General features: G+C 42.9%; 26 protein-coding genes. 3 read left to right on the forward strand and 23 right to left on the reverse strand.

Features of this window, described 5'->3' with window-relative positions; translation table 11 throughout:
* Nucleotides 1–33: 33 nt before the first annotated feature.
* The 8 genes from QFZ78_RS06840 to tdh form a co-directional block, all read right to left on the reverse strand.
* On the reverse strand, nt 34–1,656 hold the full coding sequence (locus QFZ78_RS06840; RefSeq protein ID WP_307546273.1) for a right-handed parallel beta-helix repeat-containing protein: 1,623 nt from the start codon (nt 1,654–1,656) through the stop codon (nt 34–36).
* A 188-nt stretch (nt 1,657–1,844) separates the two neighbouring features.
* The gene (locus tag QFZ78_RS06845) at nt 1,845–2,039 is read right to left on the reverse strand and encodes a YgaP family membrane protein (protein ID WP_307546274.1); all 195 of its coding nucleotides are present in this window, start codon (nt 2,037–2,039) and stop codon (nt 1,845–1,847) included.
* A 131-nt stretch (nt 2,040–2,170) separates the two neighbouring features.
* A complete protein-coding gene (locus QFZ78_RS06850) occupies nt 2,171–2,746 on the reverse strand; it encodes a Crp/Fnr family transcriptional regulator (protein WP_307546275.1) in 576 nt (191 codons plus the stop codon).
* A 275-nt stretch (nt 2,747–3,021) separates the two neighbouring features.
* The gene (locus QFZ78_RS06855; RefSeq protein ID WP_307546276.1) at nt 3,022–3,441 is read right to left on the reverse strand and encodes a DoxX family protein; all 420 of its coding nucleotides are present in this window, start codon (nt 3,439–3,441) and stop codon (nt 3,022–3,024) included.
* Nucleotides 3,442–3,802: 361 nt separating this feature from the next.
* A complete protein-coding gene (locus tag QFZ78_RS06860) occupies nt 3,803–4,975 on the reverse strand; it encodes a CapA family protein (RefSeq protein ID WP_307546277.1) in 1,173 nt (390 codons plus the stop codon).
* Between the two features lie 159 nt (nt 4,976–5,134).
* Nucleotides 5,135–5,308, reverse strand: coding sequence for a hypothetical protein (locus tag QFZ78_RS06865; protein WP_164484181.1), 174 nt, complete (start codon nt 5,306–5,308; stop codon nt 5,135–5,137).
* Nucleotides 5,309–5,444: 136 nt separating this feature from the next.
* Nucleotides 5,445–6,620, reverse strand: a complete 1,176-nt coding sequence (locus tag QFZ78_RS06870; RefSeq protein WP_307546278.1) for a glycine C-acetyltransferase — start codon at nt 6,618–6,620, stop codon at nt 5,445–5,447.
* Nucleotides 6,621–6,685: 65 nt separating this feature from the next.
* Nucleotides 6,686–7,726, reverse strand: coding sequence for an L-threonine 3-dehydrogenase (gene tdh, locus QFZ78_RS06875; protein ID WP_307555526.1), 1,041 nt, complete (start codon nt 7,724–7,726; stop codon nt 6,686–6,688).
* Nucleotides 7,727–7,865: 139 nt separating this feature from the next.
* On the opposite strand from tdh, the gene QFZ78_RS06880 reads away from it, so the two are divergent.
* Nucleotides 7,866–8,426 carry a helix-turn-helix domain-containing protein gene (locus QFZ78_RS06880; RefSeq protein WP_307546279.1) on the forward strand — a complete coding sequence of 187 codons (561 nt, stop codon included), beginning with the start codon at nt 7,866–7,868 and terminating at the stop codon, nt 8,424–8,426.
* 79 nt (nt 8,427–8,505) lie between these two features.
* Here QFZ78_RS06880 and QFZ78_RS06885 read toward each other — a convergent pair whose 3' ends face one another.
* The 12 genes from QFZ78_RS06885 to QFZ78_RS06940 all read right to left on the reverse strand — a co-directional run bounded on the left by QFZ78_RS06885 (nt 8,506) and on the right by QFZ78_RS06940 (nt 18,347).
* Nucleotides 8,506–9,768 carry a Gfo/Idh/MocA family protein gene (locus QFZ78_RS06885; protein WP_307546280.1) on the reverse strand — a complete coding sequence of 421 codons (1,263 nt, stop codon included), beginning with the start codon at nt 9,766–9,768 and terminating at the stop codon, nt 8,506–8,508.
* Nucleotides 9,769–9,795: 27 nt separating this feature from the next.
* On the reverse strand, nt 9,796–10,635 hold the full coding sequence (locus QFZ78_RS06890) for a carbohydrate ABC transporter permease (protein ID WP_307546281.1): 840 nt from the start codon (nt 10,633–10,635) through the stop codon (nt 9,796–9,798).
* Between the two features lie 13 nt (nt 10,636–10,648).
* Nucleotides 10,649–11,533 (reverse strand): carbohydrate ABC transporter permease, encoded by an 885-nt coding sequence (locus tag QFZ78_RS06895; RefSeq protein ID WP_307546282.1) that lies wholly within the window; start codon nt 11,531–11,533, stop codon nt 10,649–10,651.
* Between the two features lie 81 nt (nt 11,534–11,614).
* Nucleotides 11,615–12,928, reverse strand: a complete 1,314-nt coding sequence (locus QFZ78_RS06900) for an ABC transporter substrate-binding protein (protein ID WP_307546283.1) — start codon at nt 12,926–12,928, stop codon at nt 11,615–11,617.
* A 140-nt stretch (nt 12,929–13,068) separates the two neighbouring features.
* On the reverse strand, nt 13,069–14,115 hold the full coding sequence (locus QFZ78_RS06905) for a LacI family DNA-binding transcriptional regulator (RefSeq protein ID WP_307546284.1): 1,047 nt from the start codon (nt 14,113–14,115) through the stop codon (nt 13,069–13,071).
* 191 nt (nt 14,116–14,306) lie between these two features.
* On the reverse strand, nt 14,307–15,212 hold the full coding sequence (locus tag QFZ78_RS06910; RefSeq protein WP_307546285.1) for an S-layer homology domain-containing protein: 906 nt from the start codon (nt 15,210–15,212) through the stop codon (nt 14,307–14,309).
* A gap of 104 nt (nt 15,213–15,316) precedes the next feature.
* Nucleotides 15,317–15,838, reverse strand: a complete 522-nt coding sequence (locus QFZ78_RS06915) for a hypothetical protein (protein WP_307546286.1) — start codon at nt 15,836–15,838, stop codon at nt 15,317–15,319.
* 178 nt (nt 15,839–16,016) lie between these two features.
* The gene (locus QFZ78_RS06920) at nt 16,017–16,316 is read right to left on the reverse strand and encodes a spore coat protein (RefSeq protein WP_307546287.1); all 300 of its coding nucleotides are present in this window, start codon (nt 16,314–16,316) and stop codon (nt 16,017–16,019) included.
* 11 nt (nt 16,317–16,327) lie between these two features.
* Nucleotides 16,328–16,522: a hypothetical protein gene (locus QFZ78_RS06925; RefSeq protein WP_307546288.1), complete on the reverse strand. Its 195-nt coding sequence runs from the start codon at nt 16,520–16,522 to the stop codon at nt 16,328–16,330.
* A gap of 37 nt (nt 16,523–16,559) precedes the next feature.
* On the reverse strand, nt 16,560–17,696 hold the full coding sequence (locus tag QFZ78_RS06930; RefSeq protein ID WP_307546289.1) for a zinc-dependent alcohol dehydrogenase: 1,137 nt from the start codon (nt 17,694–17,696) through the stop codon (nt 16,560–16,562).
* 21 nt (nt 17,697–17,717) lie between these two features.
* A complete protein-coding gene (locus QFZ78_RS06935; RefSeq protein WP_307546290.1) occupies nt 17,718–18,089 on the reverse strand; it encodes a spore coat protein in 372 nt (123 codons plus the stop codon).
* A gap of 12 nt (nt 18,090–18,101) precedes the next feature.
* Complete coding sequence (locus QFZ78_RS06940; protein WP_307555529.1) at nt 18,102–18,347, reverse strand: spore gernimation protein GerQ; 246 nt, start codon at nt 18,345–18,347, stop codon at nt 18,102–18,104.
* A gap of 291 nt (nt 18,348–18,638) precedes the next feature.
* Between QFZ78_RS06940 and QFZ78_RS06945 the strand changes: the two genes are divergently transcribed.
* Complete coding sequence (locus tag QFZ78_RS06945) at nt 18,639–19,340, forward strand: C40 family peptidase (RefSeq protein WP_307546291.1); 702 nt, start codon at nt 18,639–18,641, stop codon at nt 19,338–19,340.
* 149 nt (nt 19,341–19,489) lie between these two features.
* Entirely contained in the window at nt 19,490–20,128 is a 639-nt protein-coding gene (locus tag QFZ78_RS06950; RefSeq protein ID WP_307546292.1) for a TerC family protein, read from the forward strand.
* A gap of 27 nt (nt 20,129–20,155) precedes the next feature.
* On the opposite strand, the gene QFZ78_RS06955 is transcribed toward QFZ78_RS06950, so the two are convergent.
* The 3 genes from QFZ78_RS06955 to QFZ78_RS06965 form a co-directional block, all read right to left on the reverse strand.
* A complete protein-coding gene (locus tag QFZ78_RS06955) occupies nt 20,156–20,686 on the reverse strand; it encodes a hypothetical protein (protein ID WP_307546293.1) in 531 nt (176 codons plus the stop codon).
* 35 nt (nt 20,687–20,721) lie between these two features.
* Nucleotides 20,722–22,266 (reverse strand): SAM-dependent methyltransferase, encoded by a 1,545-nt coding sequence (locus tag QFZ78_RS06960; protein WP_307546294.1) that lies wholly within the window; start codon nt 22,264–22,266, stop codon nt 20,722–20,724.
* 135 nt (nt 22,267–22,401) lie between these two features.
* The gene (locus tag QFZ78_RS06965; protein WP_307546295.1) at nt 22,402–23,073 is read right to left on the reverse strand and encodes a DUF2642 domain-containing protein; all 672 of its coding nucleotides are present in this window, start codon (nt 23,071–23,073) and stop codon (nt 22,402–22,404) included.
* Between the last annotated feature and the right edge of the window lie 6 nt (nt 23,074–23,079).

Below are 23,079 nucleotides of genomic sequence, written 5' to 3' on the forward strand. Positions count from 1 at the left end.
CCTGAAAAATAACATTCAGGTCCTTTTTGCATGTTATTCAAAATCAATCCTACCCGTAATGCCCGGTGCAACAACCAAGGGTTGATCCACATTTTCGAATCGGTTATTCCTCACCACGACTTCATCAGCATCAATGGCATGAAGGCCGATCGCCGAATTCTTGAAGAGATTCCCCTTAATCGTAACATTTCGATTATGTTTCCCGTCGAAGCCTGCGGATTTGATGCCAATGCAGCCTACAGCGCCATACCGCGGATGAAAGCCGCAATGATCGAACTCGCAGTCCACGATTTGAATGTTCGTGGCATGTCCTCCCTCGGCATGAGTTGGCAGCTCAGCACCAAGCAAAATCCCCGGATTCATCGTGTTTCGGTATGTGCATTTCGCAATCGTAACATGATCATTCCTGATAAGATGCCCAGCTCCAGCAATGTTGACAAACTCGGAGTGGGTACACGTGTAGCTGTCAGCCTCCCAATAATCGGCCGCACATAGACTTCCATCCGCTGCAAATTGAGGAATATCTTGTGTGAATTGAACGCGATATAGATGACCGCCCTCCTGCTTCCCTTCATGGAACCAATCAGCAATCACACGTTTCTCCATATGTTCACCATTGTAGAATTCTATATGGCTGCCTGCCAGCAATGCGGCAAACGTATACTTCCCGAAGAAAAGTGCTTCGCGCGGTGAAAGCCTGCTGGCAAAGAATAGCCAGTTGCTTTGAACATTTTGCCCATCCATTCTGACACCTTCCACATACATCCTGCTGATTTCAATTCGCCCGCCGCACTTAAACAGCTTCCATGCGTCTCGCGGTGCCGTAAACAATCTATTCCCATCAGGTTTGAAAACGACCCGATCAGCTGTGATATGGCGACAGCTCTCTGCTAGCATTGCAAATCCGTTAGCATTCATCACACGTAGATTGTTCAGTTCGAGATGATTACATCTGGCAAAGTAAGTCTGGAAATCCGTTTGCGCTCCTTGGTGCCACGAAAGATGCTCGCCTAGCCGAACTTTGGAAGCCACACTCTCACTATTCAAGACAAGCGTCCGTTCACCTATTAACTTCCAAGCAGCTTCTGCGCCTCCGCCATAAGTGACACTTTCCCCAATCAGCGCCCCCGTAACGGGGTCCAATCGGTTCATACAGTAAGTACCCATTCCCTCATGGCATGGATTACCATCGAAGACTTTCACTGTAATGGACGTATCTGTACGTGCTATGACCACACCTGCAGATGAGAATTCAGGCTCTCTTGTAAACGCGAGATTCAGCAGCGACAGGTTCTCATTGTTCTCACACCATAAGATCGATGGCAAATATCCATGTATAGCCTCGTCATTGAAACCGACCAGCACAGTTGCCGGTTCACCGTCTTCTCCGACAGCACCTTGCAGTGTTAATCCTCTTGAATCGTTAATAGGAATATGACATTCTTTTGATTGTTGATTGCCGCTTCCTGCATCATGTACCATTCCTTCGGTCTCTAGCCGCTTAACGGAAACCAACCTATATCTCCCTGGTTCAAATACAACTCTTTCCGCACCCACCTCAATAGCCCTGTTAATTGCCTCACGGATGCCTGCTGCGCTGTCCTCTTCAGATGGACGTGTAAAATCTTTTACATAGATGCTTTTATCAGTAAACAAAAAAAGCTCCTCCTTCAACCATTTCTCGGCATAATGTCATCATTATAAAGCTTCCTGGGATCACCGAATATGAAGGATCTAACGAAATCATTAGATATCTAACAATCTTATAAGCTTGCCGAACAAAAGAAGGCTATCCCTCGCGTAGAGTAACTCTACATTGGGATAGCCTCTTTGTTTTTCATAACTTAACGAATTTTGCAAGTATTACGGCCAAGCATTTGATTAATCGCACATTTTTGGGCTATGCCTGTAATAAGGAACGGCAGTGAGATCAATCCTGCTAATTTCCAGTAACCAGGTAAGAAGTAAAACAACGACAATAGCGCTACACCCAAAATAATTCGAATTACACGATCTGTTCCGCCAACATTTTTCATCATCTATTACCTCCATATTGTATTGGTTTGTTTTATTGTGTTTCTGATTACGATCATAACAGAAGCGTTTAGATAGAACCGTAACTTTGTCACATAGCAATAAAATAAACATTTGAAGGTAATACTAGCTGCAATTATTGTTCTATATATTTTTTCAAGTCTTGACGCAGTATATGAGAAATCTGGCCTCTGGATAATTGCAGCAGCCCTTCTTTCTCGAGCGATTTCAGTGTTCTGCTGATCACTTCGCGGGCCGTTCCCAGCTCTATGGAAAGGGTATCATGCGTAATGGTAAGGCTATCGCGTCCATCCTCGGTCATCTCAACCAGATATTCCGCGATTCGGCCGCGGATTGATTTGAAGTTGATGCTATCCAGTAAGTTGGACATAATGATAATTCGTTTGGCAAACATTTTAAAAATAAACTGTCGAAAGCTTTTATAACGGTCCATCCAGTCTTTAAAAACGTCAACTGGTATAGCAACTACAGCGCAAGGCTTTTCAATGCAAGCTGAAGCTTCATATTCGGTCTCGCCGAGAATGCTCGACATCATGAGGGGACAGCATTCCCCGCCATTGACTCGATACAGGGTGATCTCTCTACCGCTGCCGCTGATCTTATACATTCTTACGGTTCCTTCCAGAATTAAAACGGCATGATCCAAGAACTGGCCCTCTTCAAATACAAAGTTAGGCTGTAAATCTAACATTATAATTCCCTCATCGCTCCAGTCCTGTATGGAAATATCGGACAAGCTAGGGAAGCATGATACAATATGCGGGACTTTATCAAGCATAGCAGAGGACATTGTTTGTATCCTTCCTTGTGAAATGGTAGGTTTTAACAAGCACAGTATACCATTAACCAGTCCAATGTTCGATCTAACTGCTTCTATTGCAAATAAAAAAATGACAGCAGTCAATATCTGACTAGCTGTCACTTCTTATATTCAGTAATTAACTAACCTCTCAGACCAAAGAAACATTACACAAGCTGTGTTGGCTTTTGACCCTTTTTGAACAAGGAATCAATTGAGATTACATAACTGCCATTTAAGAGAAGATAAGTAGCGGCCCCAATCATTGAAAGATCCAGCTCGTATCCGGCCATTTGACCATTTCCGAAGAATCCGACGGCTAATTTCACTTTAAAAGTTGCTACTAAAAGGATGATAACCATTAGTGCGGATACAATTCGTGTACCGAATCCTAGAATGAGGGCGAGTCCCCCTATCAGTTCGATCGTTGCAACGACATAGGCCATAAAGCCTGGAATACCGATGCTGTCAAACCAACCTGCAATATTGCCAATACCTCCTTGATACTTAGCAACCCCATGAGCAAAGAAGGTAATTCCTAACAGTACTCTTATGATTAATGCGCCAATATGATAATTATTTTTCACTTTTATGCCCCTTTTCCGTACTAACTTTTTTAAAGTCATAAACTTTATGTTCGTATAATACTGTATTTAACTTACTTATGTCAAGCAACTATAAAAAATTTATTATTATACTTATTTGGTAATAACGCAAAAAATCACGCCTGCTCTCTGCAGCCGTGATTGATATACAATTACTTTGATTTTTTCTTTGCTGCGGATCTTCCTTGTTTTCCCGGATCATTTGATTTCTCAGCATGTTGAGACCCGTTTGGTTTGATTGGACCGTTGTCACCCATGTTCATTGCTCCTTTCCTTAGCATCTTGTTTAATTATTTACTAACAGGTAACGAATTATTATCATTCGCCAAATCTCATAAATGGCTTAATTGGATGTAAGGATATGCAAATCTTGTATAGATGTGCTCATATGTTTTTTCGTCTGTTCAAAGTGAGACCTAGCATTATTTAGTTGTTTATCGGTTAAGCGATCCATTGAAATAATCTTGAAATTCCGCCAATTAAGATCATAGTTGTAAGTAGGGTGAAAACTTGGCTTGCTCAATTTAATCGTGGATTTATCTAAGGTTTTACTTTTGACAACATCAATGGATGCCATCCCTCCAACTCTTGTATATAACTCACTCTGACCAGATAGAAAATTTCCTAGTGAATAAAGAACTAAGGTTTCATTTCCTTTTTTCCCTTTTACCCATGCCGGAGGTTGTAGAACATGCGGGTGATTACCGATAACAATATGAACACCAAGATCCGCCAGCTTTTGAGCGAGTCCGATTTGAGTTTTATTCGGGAACCGTTCATATTCCTGGCCCCAATGCATAGCAACCACAACGACATCGGAAATTGGTTTGGCTTTTTCCACATCATCACGAATTTGGGTCTCATTAATCATATTTACCAAATAAGACTTCCCTTGGGGAATTGGAATACCGTTGGTCCCATAGGTGTAACTCAAAAACGAAAATGTGATACCATTCTTAGTTATTGTCCTAATCCTGTCATGATCTGTATGTGATTTGAAAGCCCCTGTGTAAGGGATCCCCAGTGTGTCCCAGTAAGTAAGAGCACTATGAATAACCTTCTCTCCTCTATCAAGGGAATGATTATTAGCCATAGTAACAAGATCCACGCCTGCATCCTTCAATGCATCTCCAACTTCATGCGGGCTGTTAAAGGAAGGATAGGCGGAGAGTCTCAGTTCCTTGCCTCCAATCATCGTCTCTTGATTAGCTACAAGAATATCGGGAACTTGTAACACCCTCTGAACTTCTGCAAACATTTTTTTGAAATTGTAGGTTCCATTACTTTGTTCTGCGTCGAGATAGACACGATCGTGAATTAAAATATCACCAATTGCTCCCAACGTAACTTTGGTTACTCCCGACTCTTTTTCTATAGGTGAAATGGGTTGGGATGGCTTGATTGGTGGCAAAGTCTGTTCTGCTTTTGATTTTATCTCGTTGGGTTTTGTGAAGCTATTCAAGCGGCCGGAGGCCAAAAACAGGATTGTAACAATCACAGCAATACGTATCATCATGATAAACCTCTCCTGTTGAGTCGAATGTGATTGCCCCGTTAGTATTCCCCTACCGCGGCGTAGTCCATGATTAAACCTTGTTTGAAAAATAAAAAAACTTATCCCATTTGGAATAAGCCGCCAATTTTCCATCCATGTTATTGCCCTGAGCATCGGTAGTTAGACAGGTTTTTGATGGTTGGTGTAAACACCGATGATAGATAAGACAGCTGCTACGCCATTAGCAATCGCATTCATCTCATCGTCTTGAATAATATCTAATCCGTAAGCGTTCAATATCAGTTTGGCTGCTCCTAATAAACCCAAAGTTAACGTATAATAGTTCACTTTCATTTCTCTCACCTCCTATGCTAATAGGATGCTATATTCTATGTGAGAGTTAAGAGTCGGACATATCCAAATGGCATGGTTCCAAAAGCACAAAAAAAGTGCTGCCCACCTGTTGGATGGCTAGCACTTTTTACTTTTTCTAGATCAGTCCGAACTCCTGACCGACCTTTTGCAATCTATCTAAGGCAAATGTTAAGTCTTCTTTTGTATGCTGAGCCGTTACAATAAGCCGCACTCGGCCTTTATCCATGGCGACCGTCGGATAGATGATACCTTGAGCGAACACGCCTTCTTCCAGCAAACGATCCGAAAAGCGCATGGTTTGTGCGGGATCGCCTATTATAATCGGTATGATAGGTGTCTCACTAGCGCCCGTGTTAAAACCTAACCGCTGCAGAGATGCTCGGAATCCATTAGCGTTGTCCCAGAGCTTTGTTACTAAATCTGAGCTTTCCTTAAGCACTTGAATAGCGGCCAAGCATGTTGCTGCAACCGCAGGCGTTTGTGATGTACTGAATAGAAACGGTCTTGCCGTATGAATCAAATGTTCTTTCAAGAGCTGTGCACCGGCAACATAGCCACCAACGGCTCCGATTGCTTTGGATAAGGTTCCTATTTGGATATGCACTCTTCCATGAAGACCGAAATGATCCGTCGAACCTTTCCCGTTGGTGCCAAGGACCCCGCTCGCGTGAGCATCATCTACATACACAATAGCGTCGTAGGCTTCTGCTAGTTGAACAATGTCGGGCAGCGGCGCGATATCGCCATCCATACTGAATACACCATCCGTCACAACAACACGTTTACGATGCTTCTGCGTTTCTTTCAAAATGGCTTCAAGCTGATTCATGTCCTTGTGAGCGAAAATTTTGCGGCTCGCCTTCGTTAAGCGAATGCCATCAATGATACTCGCATGATTCAGCTCATCGCTAATCACCACATCGTCGGGTCCAAGAACGGCTGACAATGCGCCTTGGTTCGCTGTAAAACCGGATTGAAACACAAGGGCCGCCTCTGTGCCTTTAAACTTGGCTAGCTCGATTTCCAGTTCATCATGAATATCGAGAGTTCCCGTAATCGTCCGCACAGAACCGCTGCCAACCCCATACTTCTCGATAGCTGCGATCGCCGCTTCCTTGAGCTTTGGGTGATGGGTCAAGCCCAAATAGTTATTGGAAGACATTTGAAGAATTTTCTTACCATCCAGGTACATCCAGGAGTCAGAACCGCTCTCCCATACTTTAATGGAGCGGTATCTTCCTTCTCGCTTCCACCCTTCGATGTCCGCTTTCAAATCGTTCAAATAGTTCATATGAACCTCCTCAGAGTTTTGCGGAGCAAAACTTGCATCGTAAGCATCCGCTTTGGAGTTTTGCCCTAGTGTGTAAATACAATTTTGCCGCATTGACCTTGATCCATTAACCGGAACGCTTCCTTATACTGATCTAGTGTAAATCTATGTGTAATAACCGATGCCAGATCAATTCGCTTCTGGTTCAGTAATCCCTTCATTTGATACCAGGTTTGGTACATCTTTCGCCCAGTGATACCTTCAACGCGCAGCCCTTTAAAAATAATTTGATTCGTTAGGTCCAGGCTCACCTCTTTGGTTGGAATCCCGAGCAAGGACACTCTGCCCGCGTTAGCCGCAGCTTCAAAGCCGTCTACGATCGCTTGCGGATTTCCGGACATTTCAAGAACAACTTCAACGCCTTCTCCATCCGTCATTTGTCGGAGAGCCTTGGATATTCGCGTTTCCATAGCGTTAATCGTAAAATCCGCGCCCATTTGCCGAGCGAGCTCCAAGCGGTTAGGGTTAATATCCGCGGCATAAATAGCTCCTGCTCCGCAAGCCTTGGCTACTTGAATAGCCAATAAACCAATCGGGCCAACACCAATAATGGCAACTGACTTTCCTACAATGTCGCCGGACAGAACCGCTTGCACGGCGTTACCAAGCGGATCCTGCAAGCAAGCGATTTCAAACGGAAGATCAGGAGCATTATGAATAATGTTAGTTGCCTTCACAACGGCATACTCGGCAAAGCAGCCAGGTGCCGTAATCCCGAAGCTTCTTGTATTCGGGCACACATGCGCATTTCCCGTCCGGCATGCTTTACAGGTACCGCATACCATGTGGCCTTCCGCAGAAACATAGTCACCGATTGCAACACCCGTGACCCGTTCTCCGACTTCGACAACAAAGCCTGCGAATTCATGTCCAAAAACGTTCGGCGTTACAACGGTTTTGTCTGCCCAGGCATCCCAATTGTAAATATGTAAGTCTGTTCCGCAAATCGAGGTTGCTTTAATGCGGACAAGAACCTCGTCGGCTCCGCAAGTCGGAATAGGTACTTCTTTCAGTATGGCACCAGGTCCCCTGTGCTCTTTAACCAGTCCAATCATGGTAGCGCCCATCATTGTTCCCCCCCCAATTTAAGTTTACTATAATGCACAAACGTGCGTTTTATCATCTATATACCATATTATACAAATGTATGTTATATTGTAAATAGGCATTTTCACCAAACGGAAAATAAATATTGGGGGACCTGAAATGAACGAACCGATACATAAAATGGTGGGTCGAAAACTTTTAAACATTCGTAAAACAAGAGGATTAAGCTTAGATCAAGTCGCTGATCTGACTGGTGTCAGCAAAGCGATGCTGGGGCAAATTGAACGAGGAGATTCGAATCCGACGATTTCCGTACTCTGGAAAATCGTGAGCGGCTTACAAATTTCGTTTACAAGTCTAATCGAAGATACCGAACCGAAGATTACGGTTGTCCGTGCAGCTGGGCTTTCTCCATTTGAAGAAGAAGATGGACAGTATCGCGCGTTCCCGCTCTTCCCTTTCCACCCTCAAAAGAGCTTTGAAATTTATACAGTTGAAATGGAACAAGGCTGTACCCATGCCTCTGAACCTCATAATGAGGGCGTAGAAGAATACATTCTCATGGTTGAAGGAAATCTGGATTTAACCATCTCTCAGGAAAGCTATACGCTGAAAGCTGGCGATGCCATTCATTTCTCAGCAGATCGCCCCCATACGTATACGAATACATCTGACGCTAAAGCCGTCTATAAAACCTTAATTTACTATCCGCCTTCTTAACTTAAAGAGCTGCGGGCCACCTATATCTATTAAAGAACGCAAGCAGCCGAATACCAAGGCCGCTTGCGTTCTTTTCTCATTATACCTTAACTAGTTTCTTGTAAAATTGCTCGATTTCGATCGGCTTTCCGCCGTTCACACGCGATTCCTCAGCAGCAAAAGCCATCAGATGGCTGCGGACAGAAGCAGCTGCGGATGATTCACTTTCTCCTCCTGCATATCCGCGAACCTCGCGAAGAAAACTGCGCACGATACCCACATCGCCGCCGCTGTGCCCTTCTTCGGATGCATGGACATGAATCACATTCTGCTCATTCGTCACAAAATCATGTACAGTGAATGTATGCTCTTCCATGTTTCCTCTAATTTCACCCTTCGTTCCCATGACTTGCACAATGCGCGTATTATCCCGCGTAAACCCGCACATGCTGAACATCGCAGTTGCCCCGCTGGCAAATTCCATATTCACTACCTGATGATCAACGACATTGTTATCGCTGCGGTATACGCATTTGCCGTATGGCGTTGTGCGAAGCGCCTCCAGTATGCCCTCTAAGCTAGTATCCGTTGTGAACTTAGCTGACCAGCCCCGACCGGAGCCCAAATAATATTTAGGCGCATAGTATTGGCAGCTGGCTTCCGCCGGACAGCCGTCGAGACAACGTGCAGGCGCGCCTTCTGGCGCGTTCTCAGCATTAAAATGCATAAGTGATCCGAATGAACTAACACGCTCGCAAGGCTCACCCATGATATACGATAAAATATCCATATCGTGGCACGATTTGGCCAAGATCATCGGACTCGAAGTGTCCGAGTTATTCCAGTTGCCGCGGACAAAGCTGTGCGCCATATGCATATTGCCGACATTCTCATTGAGTTGAATGGAGACAATTTGTCCAATTTTCCCTTCATCGATGACACGTTTCATCGCCGTCCAGAACGCCGTATAACGAAGTACATGGCATATCGTCAACAAGCGATTATGCTTTTTAGCCATAAGCTCCATTTCGACGCATTCCTCTGGACTTGGAGACATTGGTTTCTCGAGAAGGACGTGGTAACCAAGCTCAAGCGCCTTCAGCGTCGGCTCGTAATGCATCTGATCCTGCGTACAAATGATGGCGATATCGGCTAGCTTCGGCTGAGCCAAAAGCTCTTCCCAATTAGCATGGGCATGATCCTGGGAAATTCCGTGAGCAGCAATAAAAGCTGCCCTCCTATCTTCATCCGGCTCCGCTACCGCGATAATATCAAGCTCGTGAGGATAATTAAGCGCGTAAGGCGCATAAGCATGGGCACCGCGACTACCGGCTCCGAGCAGTATGGCTGTAACTTTTTGCATAGTTGGTCTCTCTCCTTATAATGTCTGTTAGGACTTGCTGCCTGTAAAAGCAATCCCTTGAATAAATGAGCGTTGGAAAATAAAGAAGATAATAATCATAGGCAAAATGGCCATCATAGAGCCTGCCATAATAATCGTGTAATTCGTTTTATGCTCGCCTTGGAGGAATGCAATACCGGCTGATAGCACCATTTTGTCCGGTGAGCTGTTAACGATGAGCGGCCACATCAGATCGTTCCACGACCACAACATGGTGAAAATAGCGAGAGCAATCATCCCCGATTTTGCCAAAGGCAGCATGATCTGCCAATAAATACGAAATTGATTGCAGCCATCAAGCTTAGCGGCTTCTTCAAGCTCGTGCGGCAGTGTCATGAAAAATTGACGCAGTAGAAATGTACCGAAAGCACTGAATAAACCTGGAACGATGAGTGCGGTAAGCGAGTTGAGCCACCCTAGTTCTTTCATAATCATATACTGTGGAATGAGGAATACTTGACCCGGCACCATAAGTACGGACAGCATCAGAATGAAAAAGAAATGACGCCCCGGAAAGCTAATTCGGGCAAAAGCATAGGCAGCTAGCGAGCAAATGATTAATTGGCCGATTACTTTTATCACCGTTGTAATAAATGTATTCCAGTAAAAAGTGAAAAATGGCAAGTTCAAAAACACCTTCGAGTAATTGCTCCATTGAAACGTTTTAGGAAGTAGAACCGGAGGTATCGCCGTTGACTCTCCTAACGTTTTCACCGAAGTAAGAAACATCCAGATGAAGGGAGTTACCATGATAACAGCACCTAGGATTAGAATAAGATGAATGAACCCGGTCTGAACTGATTTTCGTTGATGGATTCTGGTGTTCATGCAGCCGCCCTCCTCATTCGTAGTGAACCCATTTCTTCTGAATTTTCATTTGGATATACGTAATTATCATAATAATGGTAAACAGCAAGACTGCGATTGATGACGCGTAGCCCTTGTTATTTTTCAAGAAGCCGTATTTATAATATAAGAACACAATCGACTGCGTAGATTCCATGACAATATCGCCTACCATCATATATATGAAGTCGAAAACCTGAAAAGCGCCAATCAGGGAAGTAACCAGTACGAAAAAAATGGTTGGCGTCAAGAGAGGTATCGTAATACGCATAAATTTGGTTACTGGCCCCGCACCGTCAATGGATGCGGCTTCATAGTAGGAAGATGAGATACCTTGAAGTCCGGACAAAAATATAATCATGTGGCTGCCAATGGAACACCAGATAGCAACAATAATAATCGATAATAACGCTGTGCGATTATCCGTCAACCAGTGAGGACCCGGAATTGACAATAAACCAAGAACGTAATTGATCAAACCGAAATCAGAGTTGTATAACCATTTCCAGACCATTGCGATCGCGGCCGGCATGGTTACGACCGGAAGAAAATACAGTGTACGGTAGATGGACAACCCTTTGACCTGTTGATTTAACAGTACAGCCAGCAGGATGGACAGGATGATCCCGATCGGCACAGCTAGGATGATATAAATGCTTGTATTCCGGATTGCTTGAAGCAGCTCTTTATCCGTAAACAGCATTTTGTAATTCGCCAAGCCAGTCCAGGTGTATTTGCCAAAAGCCCCCCATTCCGTAAAGGAAAAATAAAAGGTTTGGAACACAGGCCAAATATAAAACACCAGTAAGCCAAGCATGAGTGGCATAATCATGATATATGCCCACTTCCAATCGGATAGCCGCTTCGAGCTGAATCGCATGTTTACTCACTCTCCTTTGAGTGGAATTGGGGAAGGAGATCCCTTTGGAAACGTTACTTTCCGAAAAGGATCCCCGCAACCTTATTTTTCTGCTGCTAATGCTTGGTTCATCTTAGCTCCGAGCTCTTTGGCCGCATCAGCTACCGATTTATCTCCCGTCCATGCATTTTTCAAAATTTCTGTTTCATAAGTATTCCAAACCGAAGTATTTTTTGACACAGGGTACGGTGTTGCATACTCTGCCATGTCAATGAAAGCTTTTGCTTTATATTGCGGGAATGTCGCTAACCAAGAAGTCTCGCTGCCCTTGTAAGCCGGAATCGCTCCACCTTGCTTCGCAGCTATTTCAGCCGCCTCCTTGGAGCCAAGATATTTAACGAATTCCCAAGCTTCTTTCGGATGTTTGGAGTTCGCGGATATCACATGACCCAGACCATGAATCACAACACCTTGCTTTTTCCCTTTTGGCAGCACGGCTACGTCTGCCTTGTTTTTCATATCGGCGTTTTGATTAATGGTAAACGCAGCCCAAGAACCGTCAAAATACATAGCAAGCTTGCCGGAGGTGAACATATCAGCTGGTGCTGTTTCCGTCATCTGAGCTAGTGTCGGAGATACTTTATGAACTTGAATGAGATCCGTCAAAAATTTCAAACCTTCAATTGCTTCCGGTTGATCAAAGCCTGATTTCTTATGATCATCAGAAATAACATAGCCGCCAGCCTGAAGAATCGTATTGTAGTAATCCTCCTGATTCATCATTGGAGCAGCGAAGCCGTAGATGCCTTTGGCAGGATCCGTTAATTTCTTAGCCGCTTCCGTCAGCTTGCTCCAATCCCACGTGCTGTCCGGGTAGGAAATTCCTTTATCATCGAACAGCTTTTTGTTGTACCATAAGCCAATCGTGTCAAAGTCTTTAGGAATTCCATAATTTTTGCCGTCCAGACTATAGAGCGAAACAAGCGAGTTTGGATATTTGGAGAGATCTAACTGGTCGCTCTTGATCGTCTCTGTCAAATCCTTTAACATGCCGTTACCTGCATACTTGACAAAATTAGGACCATTCATCCAAAGCACGTCAGGCATTGTCCCGCCTTGAGCGGCCGTTTCTAATTTGGTGAAATATTGTTTGTACGGCGTATTCTCCGCTTTTACTTCAATATTCGGGTGGCTCGCTTGGAACGCTTTGATGACATCGGTCATCGTATCCATACTCCAGCCGCCATAAGTAATTGTCACTTTTTCACCAGATGCAGAAGCTGGATTCTTACCATCAGTTTTAGGAGCTGCTGTGGAGGTAGAGTTAGTTGAACCGGAATTACCACAAGCGCTTACAACAACCATTGCCGACATGAGCGTTGTGATGAGAACAACCTTTTTTCTATTGTTGACCATTTCGCTATCACCCTTTTTCATTTTTTATAATCGAAAATGCAAGTCGTACATACGCCGAAAACCTATTTCACCCCCTTCAATTCGCCTAATGTTATTGGCACCAAACTCTGGATAACGTTATCCAACCATCCAAAAAAAATTTATTTTCTAGTAAATACAGATGATTGTCTCACAATAAGTCGATGTGGAAGCAGCACTTTGGAAAGCTGCGGTTGCTCGCCATTCAGCATATCCAACAAGGTTGAAGCTGCTGTTGTGCCTATTTCAACCTTTGGTACATGAACCGACGATAACGGCGGTGTGGTATATTGGGCAAAATCAATATTATCCATCGAGATGAAGGCAATATCCTCTGGAATGCGCAATTGGTTCTCAATGACAGCTCGCATAGCAGGTATCGCTAATTGGTCACTCGCCGAGAATATCGCCGAAGGTCGTTCCAGATCTGTTCGCTTCAAGCGTTCCATAATACTCTCGTAACTGCGGTCGATTTCCCACCGGGTGTCTATCACCCATTCTTTGTTTATAGGAATACCTGCATCGTACATGGCAAATTTAAAGCCTTGAAATCTCTCTTCGCTGTTTAATTCACTTGTATGACCTGGCCCGCCGACAAAACCAATCGATTGGTGCCCTTGTGAAATGAGATGATCGACAGCTGACTTCGCGGCATGAATGCGATCGTAATCAACCATGGTAATTTCCGTACCGTTCGTACAAATACCTATCAGTGCTAGTTCATCCACTTTTAGCAAATAGTCAACGATCTCGGGGCCTACTTCGCCAACGATAATAATACCATCGACTTGTATGTCATGTATGCAATGATGCAGAAGCGCTTCGTCTTTAAGCTCATCAGAGGTATGCATGAAACCCAAAGAATAACCGGATTCCAATATTTTCTTGGTAAACGCAGTAATGATCGGAGAGTAATAAGGGTGATCGTCGTTCAGACGAGCCGTTTGAATGATGCAGCCTATTTGTTTGGTCTGCTTTTTCTCTACCTTTTGTTTGTTTACAAGGTGACGTGCCGATTCATTAGGTGTGTAATTCAATTGACGCACAGCTTCCCAAACCTTAGCCTTTGTCTCCGGGTTGATGTGCCTGCTGGTGTCATTTCTCACCACACGTGAGGCTGTTGAAATGGAAACTCCGACTAAATCTGCAATATCTTTGAGAGTAGGCAATTCGTACAGCTCCTTCTATCTAAACCTATATCCAATCGTTACCCAAACGTTATCCTGATATTTGGGGCAAACGCTTACTTACAGAATAGTTCATCTCTTTATACGTTGTCAATACGTTTGACACCGTATATCACAAAAAAGTGCTAACACCTTTTTTAAAGGTATGCAGCACTTTTTTACAAACTACACATTTACTTCGAAGGAGCAGGTTCAGCTGTTACCTTATACTTTGACGAAATATAAGTGACAGTTTTCGCTTCGGTAATCACCTGAGCATACATCATGTCAGATTTGGGGTCGAGCAGTGTGTACGTAATGACAGCCTGACCATCTTCGTTAAACTGGATCGCATTAACTTCAATACCGTAGCCAGGGTTAGGTTTATCACCTCTGGATAGCGTTACCTTGTTAACATCATCATTTACTTTCTCAACCTTTACCGCTATTTCTTCAGTAGGAGCCGGTTTTTGAGTATTAGCTTCCATTACGCGAATAGCGTTATAGAGCCAGCTTGCTGCTTCGCCACGCGTAAGCTCACTTTTAGGATTAAACTTACCATCCTTATCAAGGGTAGTAATTTTATAAAGAAGCAGTCTCTGTAAAGTGCCTTGATAATCAACCGTTATTTGATCCTCATCCTTGATCATGATGAACATTTTGATCAGCGGGAAATTGCCTTTCTTTTCTAAGGCACGAACTAATAAGTCCCCGAATTGTTCACGAGTAATCGTCGCATTCGGGTTCACATCTTTAGGAATCTGCAATCCGTGATAATGCGCAATGATAAAAGCGTCCGCATACCAGGCATCATTGGAAATGTTCGCATACATGTCCGTTGCTTCCGGCTGTTTTTTGAAACGCATTAAGTCTAAGTTCAGATCCAAGCCTTTTACAATCATTTTCACGCTCTGTGCATAGCTAATTTTTCCTTTAGGAACAAAGTGCTCCTGATCGATCCCACTTACGACGCCACGATCTTTTAAGGCCAGAATGGATTCTGCTTGTCCTTCCTCTAAATCAGAAAAAGCAAACGCTGAACCGAATGTCAAACTACTGCACAATAAGGTTGTTAACGTTAAAGCGGCTATTTTTTTCATCAGCTCTGTTCTCCTTTGGGTATGTTTTTGTATAACCCGTTTCTGAGTTACATACATAACGTAGAGCTGACAAATTTTGTTGCAGATGATTTTATAAAAAAACGTTATTTCCGCTCCATGACCGAAATTAATTCTTGTTTAAATTGGTCATCTAAACAATCATTACCGATAAAATTCAACATCAACCGTATATTTATACGATTGCCTTTAAGATAGTTTAATAAGAGATCTGCTTTATACTCCCTACCCATCATTTGATAGGCAACACACCATATTTCTGGGTAACTGACATGGACACCATGCCATATTGCGGCGTTTTCAATGGGAAACTTCACTGTTCCTTTGGTGTTTTGCAATGCGAAGGAGCCAATAAAATCAATATGTACAGTGGGAATATGAATACGAAACTCACTTGCATAGGGATAGTCCCCACTTTTAAGTTCCGTCCATGGTAAATCGTCTAAAACCTCAATCAGTTTTTCCTTTGGGCATTCCACAACAATATCCCAATCGTTAACTTTATCGATGAGCCCCAAATAAAATAGTAAACCACTCCCGCCAAGGGAATATTGAATTTGACTTTGATTGAGCTTTTCGGTTATTTCATGTAAATCTTTGATATTCATTTGAGAATTCTCATTTCTATATGTAGTTTTAGTTATATTCGTGAACACGAGTTGGTTTCCTTTATCCGTTATCACATGCATCCACAAGTTCTACACCAAAACAAATAACCAGCAGCTTCGGGCTACCGGTTTAATCGAATTAGATTTGATTTTTCCAGGACTCAAACCGTATTTTTCCCTACAGCGTCGGTGCATTCAAAGCAATCTGTATGTTCTTCAAGTCGAATTGAATCTGCTCTTTGATGTTCCACGGATGATACCAACCTTGTTCCATCATGTACTTTGTTATTCTCTCATGCGTATCAATCGCTTCATCTAATTGCTTGGTGAGGATCGCCTTGATCTCTGGAGTACCCGCTTCCGTTACGGCCATCGCGTAGTTTCTTACCCCGCTTTTCGCTGAGATCAGAAAATCCATGGCAATCACTTGATCGGTCATCGTATGCATACCTGTCAAATGCTCAAGTATGTTGTTCATGCTTTCGCCTCCTATACGGTCGCTTTGATTAGAATTGCCTCTAGCTCCTGCAGCTGCCGCGTCGATACCTCAACGTCTTGTAGTAAAATCTCTTTCAATGCCGGATCTGAGACTAAGAGCTTCATTGTTTTCGCTTTGGTCAAGCAAACTGTTTTGAATGCTGCTATTTCATGAACCTCCAAGGTCTCGTGTAGAGCATAAGCCATCTTCTAACATCCACCTCCGCAAAGTATAATTTTACTGTTAAGGTTTAAGAACAACTTTAATGCAATTCTCCTGTCTAGTATCAAATACTTCATACCCATGTCTTGCTTCGCTGAGTGGTAGGATATGAGTGATGACATCGCCCGGATCCACTTTGCCAGTATCAATCAACTCATACATATACGGCATGTAGTGAATGACGGGGGCTTGACCTGCACGGATATTGACGTTTCTTTGGAAAATGTCACCGAGCGGAAAAGCATTATATCGTCCGCCATAAGCGCCCGTAATCTGGATCGTTCCACCTTTACGCACAGCCTGAGAAGCAATGACAATACCGCCCATCGCACCGCCATGAAGCTTTAATCCAGAGGCAATGGATTCCAGCGGGGTCATTTTCCCACTCATTCCCGTACAATCGATGACGACATCTGCCCCACCTTTCGTTATTTCCTTCAAGTAATTTCCGATATTTTCCCCGTGCTCGAAGTTGACGATTTCCACCTTATTCGTTCGTTTCGCATGCTCCAAGCGGTAATCGAGATAATCTACGGCGATAACTCGCTTTGCTCCCTTAAACCAACTGAATTTTTGCACCAGCAGTCCTACAGGTCCGCAACCGAGGACAATAACCGTATCCCCTTCCTTCACACCAGAATTATCAACACTCCAAAAGGCTGTTGTCATAGCGTCAGAAATCAAACAAAGCGTCTCATCCGGATGCTCGCAGCTTTCAGGTATTTTGAAATGAGTGAAATTCGCAAAGGGCACCCGCAAATATTCGGCCTGTCCACCCGGATACCCGCCTGTTGTTCCGGAATATCCAAAGTAAGCACCCATATCCGCGTTCTCATTGGAATTATCGCACTGGCTCTCTAGCTGGTTTTTACAGTAAAAGCATTCGCCGCAGCTAATATTGAAAGGAATAATGACACGATCGCCTTTCTTTAACTTTGTTACGCCAGAACCAACCTCTTCCACGATACCCATAGGCTCGTGTCCGATCACATAATCTTCCTGTAAATTAGGAATCATTCCGTGAATCAAATGCAAATCGGAACCGCAGATCGCCGTTGTCGTCATTCGGACAATCATATCGTCCGCTTTCTCAATCTTCGGATCAGGTACCTCTTTCACAACGACATTTTTGAGGCCTTGGTACGTAACAGCTTTCATGCTTTATTTCCTCCAATAATATTATTGATCTGGTGTCCGATCAAACATGCCTTTACGCGAGGTGTCGTCTGGGAACAGCTTCATTTGAGCCATTTGAATAGCATTAATTGCCCCTAGCTGATCTAATTTATATTGTTCGTAGAGCTCATAAGGATGGAACCATTTCTTCCTCATCATAAGATCGGATACTTCTTGATGCAGCGCAATGCCTTGATGAAGCTGGCTGCGGAGGATCGTTCTTGCGCTCTCAGATGCCGTTTCCGTTAAGGCAATCGCTGTATTTCTAACTCCTTCTTTGACACGGATGAGAAAATCCATAGCAAAAGTCATGTCGGCCATCTCTGGCATATTGAGAGCATTACTCGGGTCTAAATAATCATAGTCTTCATTCATCTATTATCACCTTCAATTTATAATGGGTGTCGGGCGATTGGGAACAGGGGCTTGGAATGGCGCTTTCGCATAAACGGACTGCAGATCAGCAATGGCTTGCATGGACTGCTCCACGTCTTTCTGCATCAATGCTTTTAATTCTTGGTCGAAAACTAAGCCTTGCATCATCTTGGATTTCAATACGCAAAGTGTTTTGAAATTAAGGGCTTCATGCAATTCCAGGGATTCATGCGCTGCTAATGTTGGCTGATTTACCATCGGTTCACCTCCAATGGTATCTTGTCCTTGTAATGTAAGGTTATTCATCAGATGGCCTCCCAAATTCATCAATTGGTCTGAAAGTGCTTTCAATGCTAAGAAGTGATAAATTTACCTGTCAAGGAATTATTACTCATCAAATTCTAACGAAATTCTAATAATGGCGATTAGACTAGGAATGTTATGGCTTTCGGCTCTATTCGGTAAATTTTAGGGGTTTTCAACTATGATAAAGTAATTGTAGGTGCCAGATTCACCTCAGCTTTTATACCAAAAGGAGGAAGTTAATTCATGCAAAAAAAGAATAAGAACTACCTTGGAAAAAAGACGATAGTATCTTTAGGCTTAGCGCTCTCCATGTTTAGTGGCTTTTCTACTAGTGCTCTTGCTGCTCCTGTATCAACAGCAACCGTGAATAAGGGTGTTAACTTCCGAGCCGATCAGAGTACGAGTGCTCCCGTTTGGGGATTTATTAAACAAGGCACATTATTGTCTGTTGAAGCTGCCAACGACTACTGGGTTCTAGTCAACTACGGTGGGAAAAAGGGTTATGTCTCTCGCAATTATGTAACCGTACATGAAAATAAACCTGCTCCTAGCCAGCCCGCTCCTGGAGGCAGTTTGGGAAGTAAAATTATCAACACGGCTTCCTCTTTCAAAGGCCGGGTTACCTACGTATTTGGATCGAGAGATCTACAGCGTTTGCGTTTAGATTGTTCTTCCTTCACGCAATATGTATTTCAACTGAATGGCATTCAAATTCCTTGGGGATCTAAAGCTCAAGCCAAAGTGGGCACATATATTCCACGTAATCAGCTCCAACCGGGTGATTTGGTATTTTTCAGTGTAAATACACCAGATCAAATTAACCACGTGGGCATCTACATAGGTAATGGTCAATTCATTAACAATTTACCGAACAAAGGTGTTGTCGTTGACAACTTCAATAGTTCGTATTGGACAAGCCATTACATCACAGGCCGTAGAATCTAATCTATTGGAACACGATTACTTAAATAAGAACCCTTCCTTTTCTTAAAGGTGGGTTCTTTGTCATTTCATCTCCTTATGAAATATTTGGTTTATTGTGGTAGTAGTCACATATAATGATCTTAGCTACGACGGACAGGCATGAGTTTTACATGAGAGGACAACCATATATGCAGGATTGGTTCATTATTTTCATGTACAATTTATTTACGAATATCGATAACGCGATTATGATCCAGCTTTCTCTTCACAAGTATAATCTCAGAGGTAAAATCAAATTTTATCTCTTTATGCTCCTCTGCTTGTTTCGTATTCTATATATTGCGTGTGTACAATCCATGTCAGATGTACCTTACATCAATCTTGCAACGGCTCTCATTATGTTCTTCTTCGCCATTCGGATGGTCATGCCTAAGAAAATGATGAGAAGACATTTTACCTATCTGTTCATCTTTAGCAGTGTTGCAGCTTTAGATTTAATCATGAGTATTGATAGTATCTTGCTGACAGCAAGGCTATCAGATAACTTATTATTCATCGCAATAGGTGTACTGCCAGCTTTATGTCTCATCTTTTTATTTTCCTCTAAAATGGAAGAATTCATTACAAAGATGCCCTGGATTGAAGTTGCCATCGCCGGCTTATTAGCCCAATTAGCTGTCTTACAGTTAAAAAAAGAACCAGACATCCTGCACTTGCTGCAAGAGGAATGGTTCGATTTAATGGCCATCACCGCCATGTGCGTGATCTGCATTGTGGGTTGGTTCAATCTTTGGAGGAAGACATATTGACATTCCTTTCTCTTACAAGCGTCTTAGTTATTCACGCACATTTCTAATTTCGTCCATGCTTTTTTTAGCCCTGCTATTGAGCGATTTCTTGTCTTTTAAGTTATATCGATGCAGTTCATGTCCTGGATCAATAATCAATGGTTTTGAAATCATATCTTCTAGAATCTTATAAGTAAGTTGATAGGCTGCATATCTTATTTCTCTAGAAACTGCCTTCTTTGAGGATTTGATGATATCCATCAGTTTTTCGGCATACATAAGTTTAACGATACTATCGGCTCCCATAATATGGCGCGAAGCAAAGGCAATCACATTGTCAAGAATTCGAGAATCCTGATAATATTTGGCTAGTGCCTCTAAGCTTGTGATCGCATCCCAGTCTCTAATTGATAGCTGTTTCGTGTAGTTATCGATCCATTCGTTGTACCAGTCAATTTCAATTTGACTATCTATTTCATATGTCTTATATTCTTCGAAAACACCATCACGATGCATTTGAAAAAAATGCCCGCGATACAAATCGAATAATTCTTTTGCTCTTTGACGTTGCTCCTCCAAGAATCTCACCACTTTTATTGTATATTCTTTGCGAATTATGGAAAAAGTGTCATAAGCGCTAAAGCACCTTCATGTTCGGGTGCTAATTCTAGGGTATTACGAGCAAATTCCTTAGCTGCCGCATCTTCACCGACCTCGTAATAGCAAATGGCCATTTCATAAAGTACCGAAGCGTCATTCCTGTACTCATTGTTGGTCCGTTCGTAGAATAGCAAAGCATCCTTGAACATATCCATTTGATACAATAACATAGCACAGTCCAAAGCTAAGTCACGGTTTAATTCCATTGGATAATATCCATCCCACATCAGAAGTATACCTTGACGAATGTCCGATAATTCTTCTTCCTCACACGCGGGAATAAGATTCGAGATTCGCTTCGCGCTTTGTAGGAACAATTGAGCATCATACCCACCCAAGCGCCAAAAAGCTAAGAGTTGGTTAATTTCCATGAGATCCAAATGTGAATCAAACCATTCTTTGATACTGAAGAAATCATCTGGACCAAAACGCTCAACAAACCGTCGATAAGCTAAGCGAGTATGACCATAACTGTGCGGATTTGGAACCATAAGCATACACCCTATGTTCAAATGGTTATAGGGGTGAGATGTGAATAAGCTCATGGCACCCTTTTGCTCAAAAACATACCCAATGGCATGATAATTGGCTGTCAGGGAAAAGCTGCCATGATGAATCAACTTGGGAGGTTCGTTATATTCCCAGTTCTCAATTCGGTGGTCACCTTTATCCGCAGTAAGCAGGAGAAATCCCTCTTGCGAGAGCAGGCTAAGTCGTTCCAAACATTGCAGACCAACGGCTGGAAAGAGGATATGGGAATCCTCCAGCTTCTGCGCATACAACCCTACAACCTCACGATAAGGGTACGATTCCTGTTCATATTCTTCCGCTCTTCGATAATGATACTCGGGAATGACGTTCTTCAGCATATCCGCAGCACTACGTTTGACATCACCTTCCGGGAAGAGCAATGAAACCATGCATTCATAAATTTTGTTTTCGTCTACATAGAGCAGTTCTTGCGGAATACTGTCAAAAAAGTAATTCGCAATAACCAGCAGAGGCTGCTGCAAGTCACCCATCCTTATTCGATCACCAGATTGCGTCAAATGAAATTCGGTACCCTGCACAGCATCAAATTGTGCAAAGTCCAGAACCCCCTGTTCCACAAAAGGAAGTAAGCTGCGGTGCTGCTGCCAAAAGGCGATATTTTTGAATGCTAGATCACTCATTACATATCGAAATGGAGGAAGTATTATACCTGAGTAATCCCTCAGCTCACATAGTTCCTTTACGATATGATAGGCTAACCTGCCCGAGCCCGCCCCAAGCTCCAGTATCGTCACCGGTTCTGACGTGAAACCAAGCCTCGCTCTATCTTGAAGAAGCCCAAATACGATCTCGGCATAGGCAACCGCAATACTTGGGTTACTAGTTATGTATTGTGGAACATCTTCACTCTGCCATGCACCAATTCCCTGTTCTTCATAATAAGTTCGCTGTAGCTCCCAGATGGGTGCTTCACTGAAACGATAAATCTTCTGATCCCTATGTGTCATCGACTTGAACCTACTTTACTCCATTTTTATGAAAAAACAACTTCCATCTTACCATAAAGTACCTCCTAATCAAAAATAGAAAGACAGTTACCCATTTCAGGTTACTACCTTTCTACTAGGATAAGAAAATTGCTTTCATTTATTAAAGAGAATGCAATTCTTGATATGTTGAATGTTGTAATGCAGCTTTTTCTCATCGGCCGTGATTAGTTCCGCAAATGGAAAGTCCAGCTTCTGCAGCAAGCCAATCTTGTTCGCATGTAAACCTGAGTCAAAACAGACGATTTTCCCTACCAAATCTTTCAGCAATTGTTCAAAAGTATTCGGGAGCAAAGCAAAAGATGGATCAGATGAACTAGAAGTCAATTGACTTCGCACTTGTGAATAAGGAGTCTGATTGTTTTGATATGGACTAATCCATTTTAAATGAAACAAAGGAATGTACATATTCTGATAAAGGGGTGAATGAAACACCAAGTAGTCTTGAGAAATATGTCTCACATAACCGTGGATTGTCTGATTATTAGAAATATAAATTTCTACGAATCGATCGACCGCACTGCTTAAGATTTGGTGGTAGGTGATTTCTCCAGTTTGCAAAGTTAGGTCAGGCGGAGAGTCCGTGATCGACTTGTCTAGGTTTAGTGTGATATTTCTAATATGAGCGATAGGAAGATATAAGTACTTCTTTTCCATGTAAATGACGATGATATCTGGTCCTACATCGATTAGGAAACCAATTTTATCCCCATCCCCAATCAACTCAATCTGTACCATCTTTCCAATATACGTGTTGAAAAACATCATGGTTGA

This window comes from Paenibacillus sp. V4I5, assembly GCF_030817255.1.
Classification (GTDB): Bacteria; Bacillota; Bacilli; order Paenibacillales; family NBRC-103111; genus Paenibacillus_E.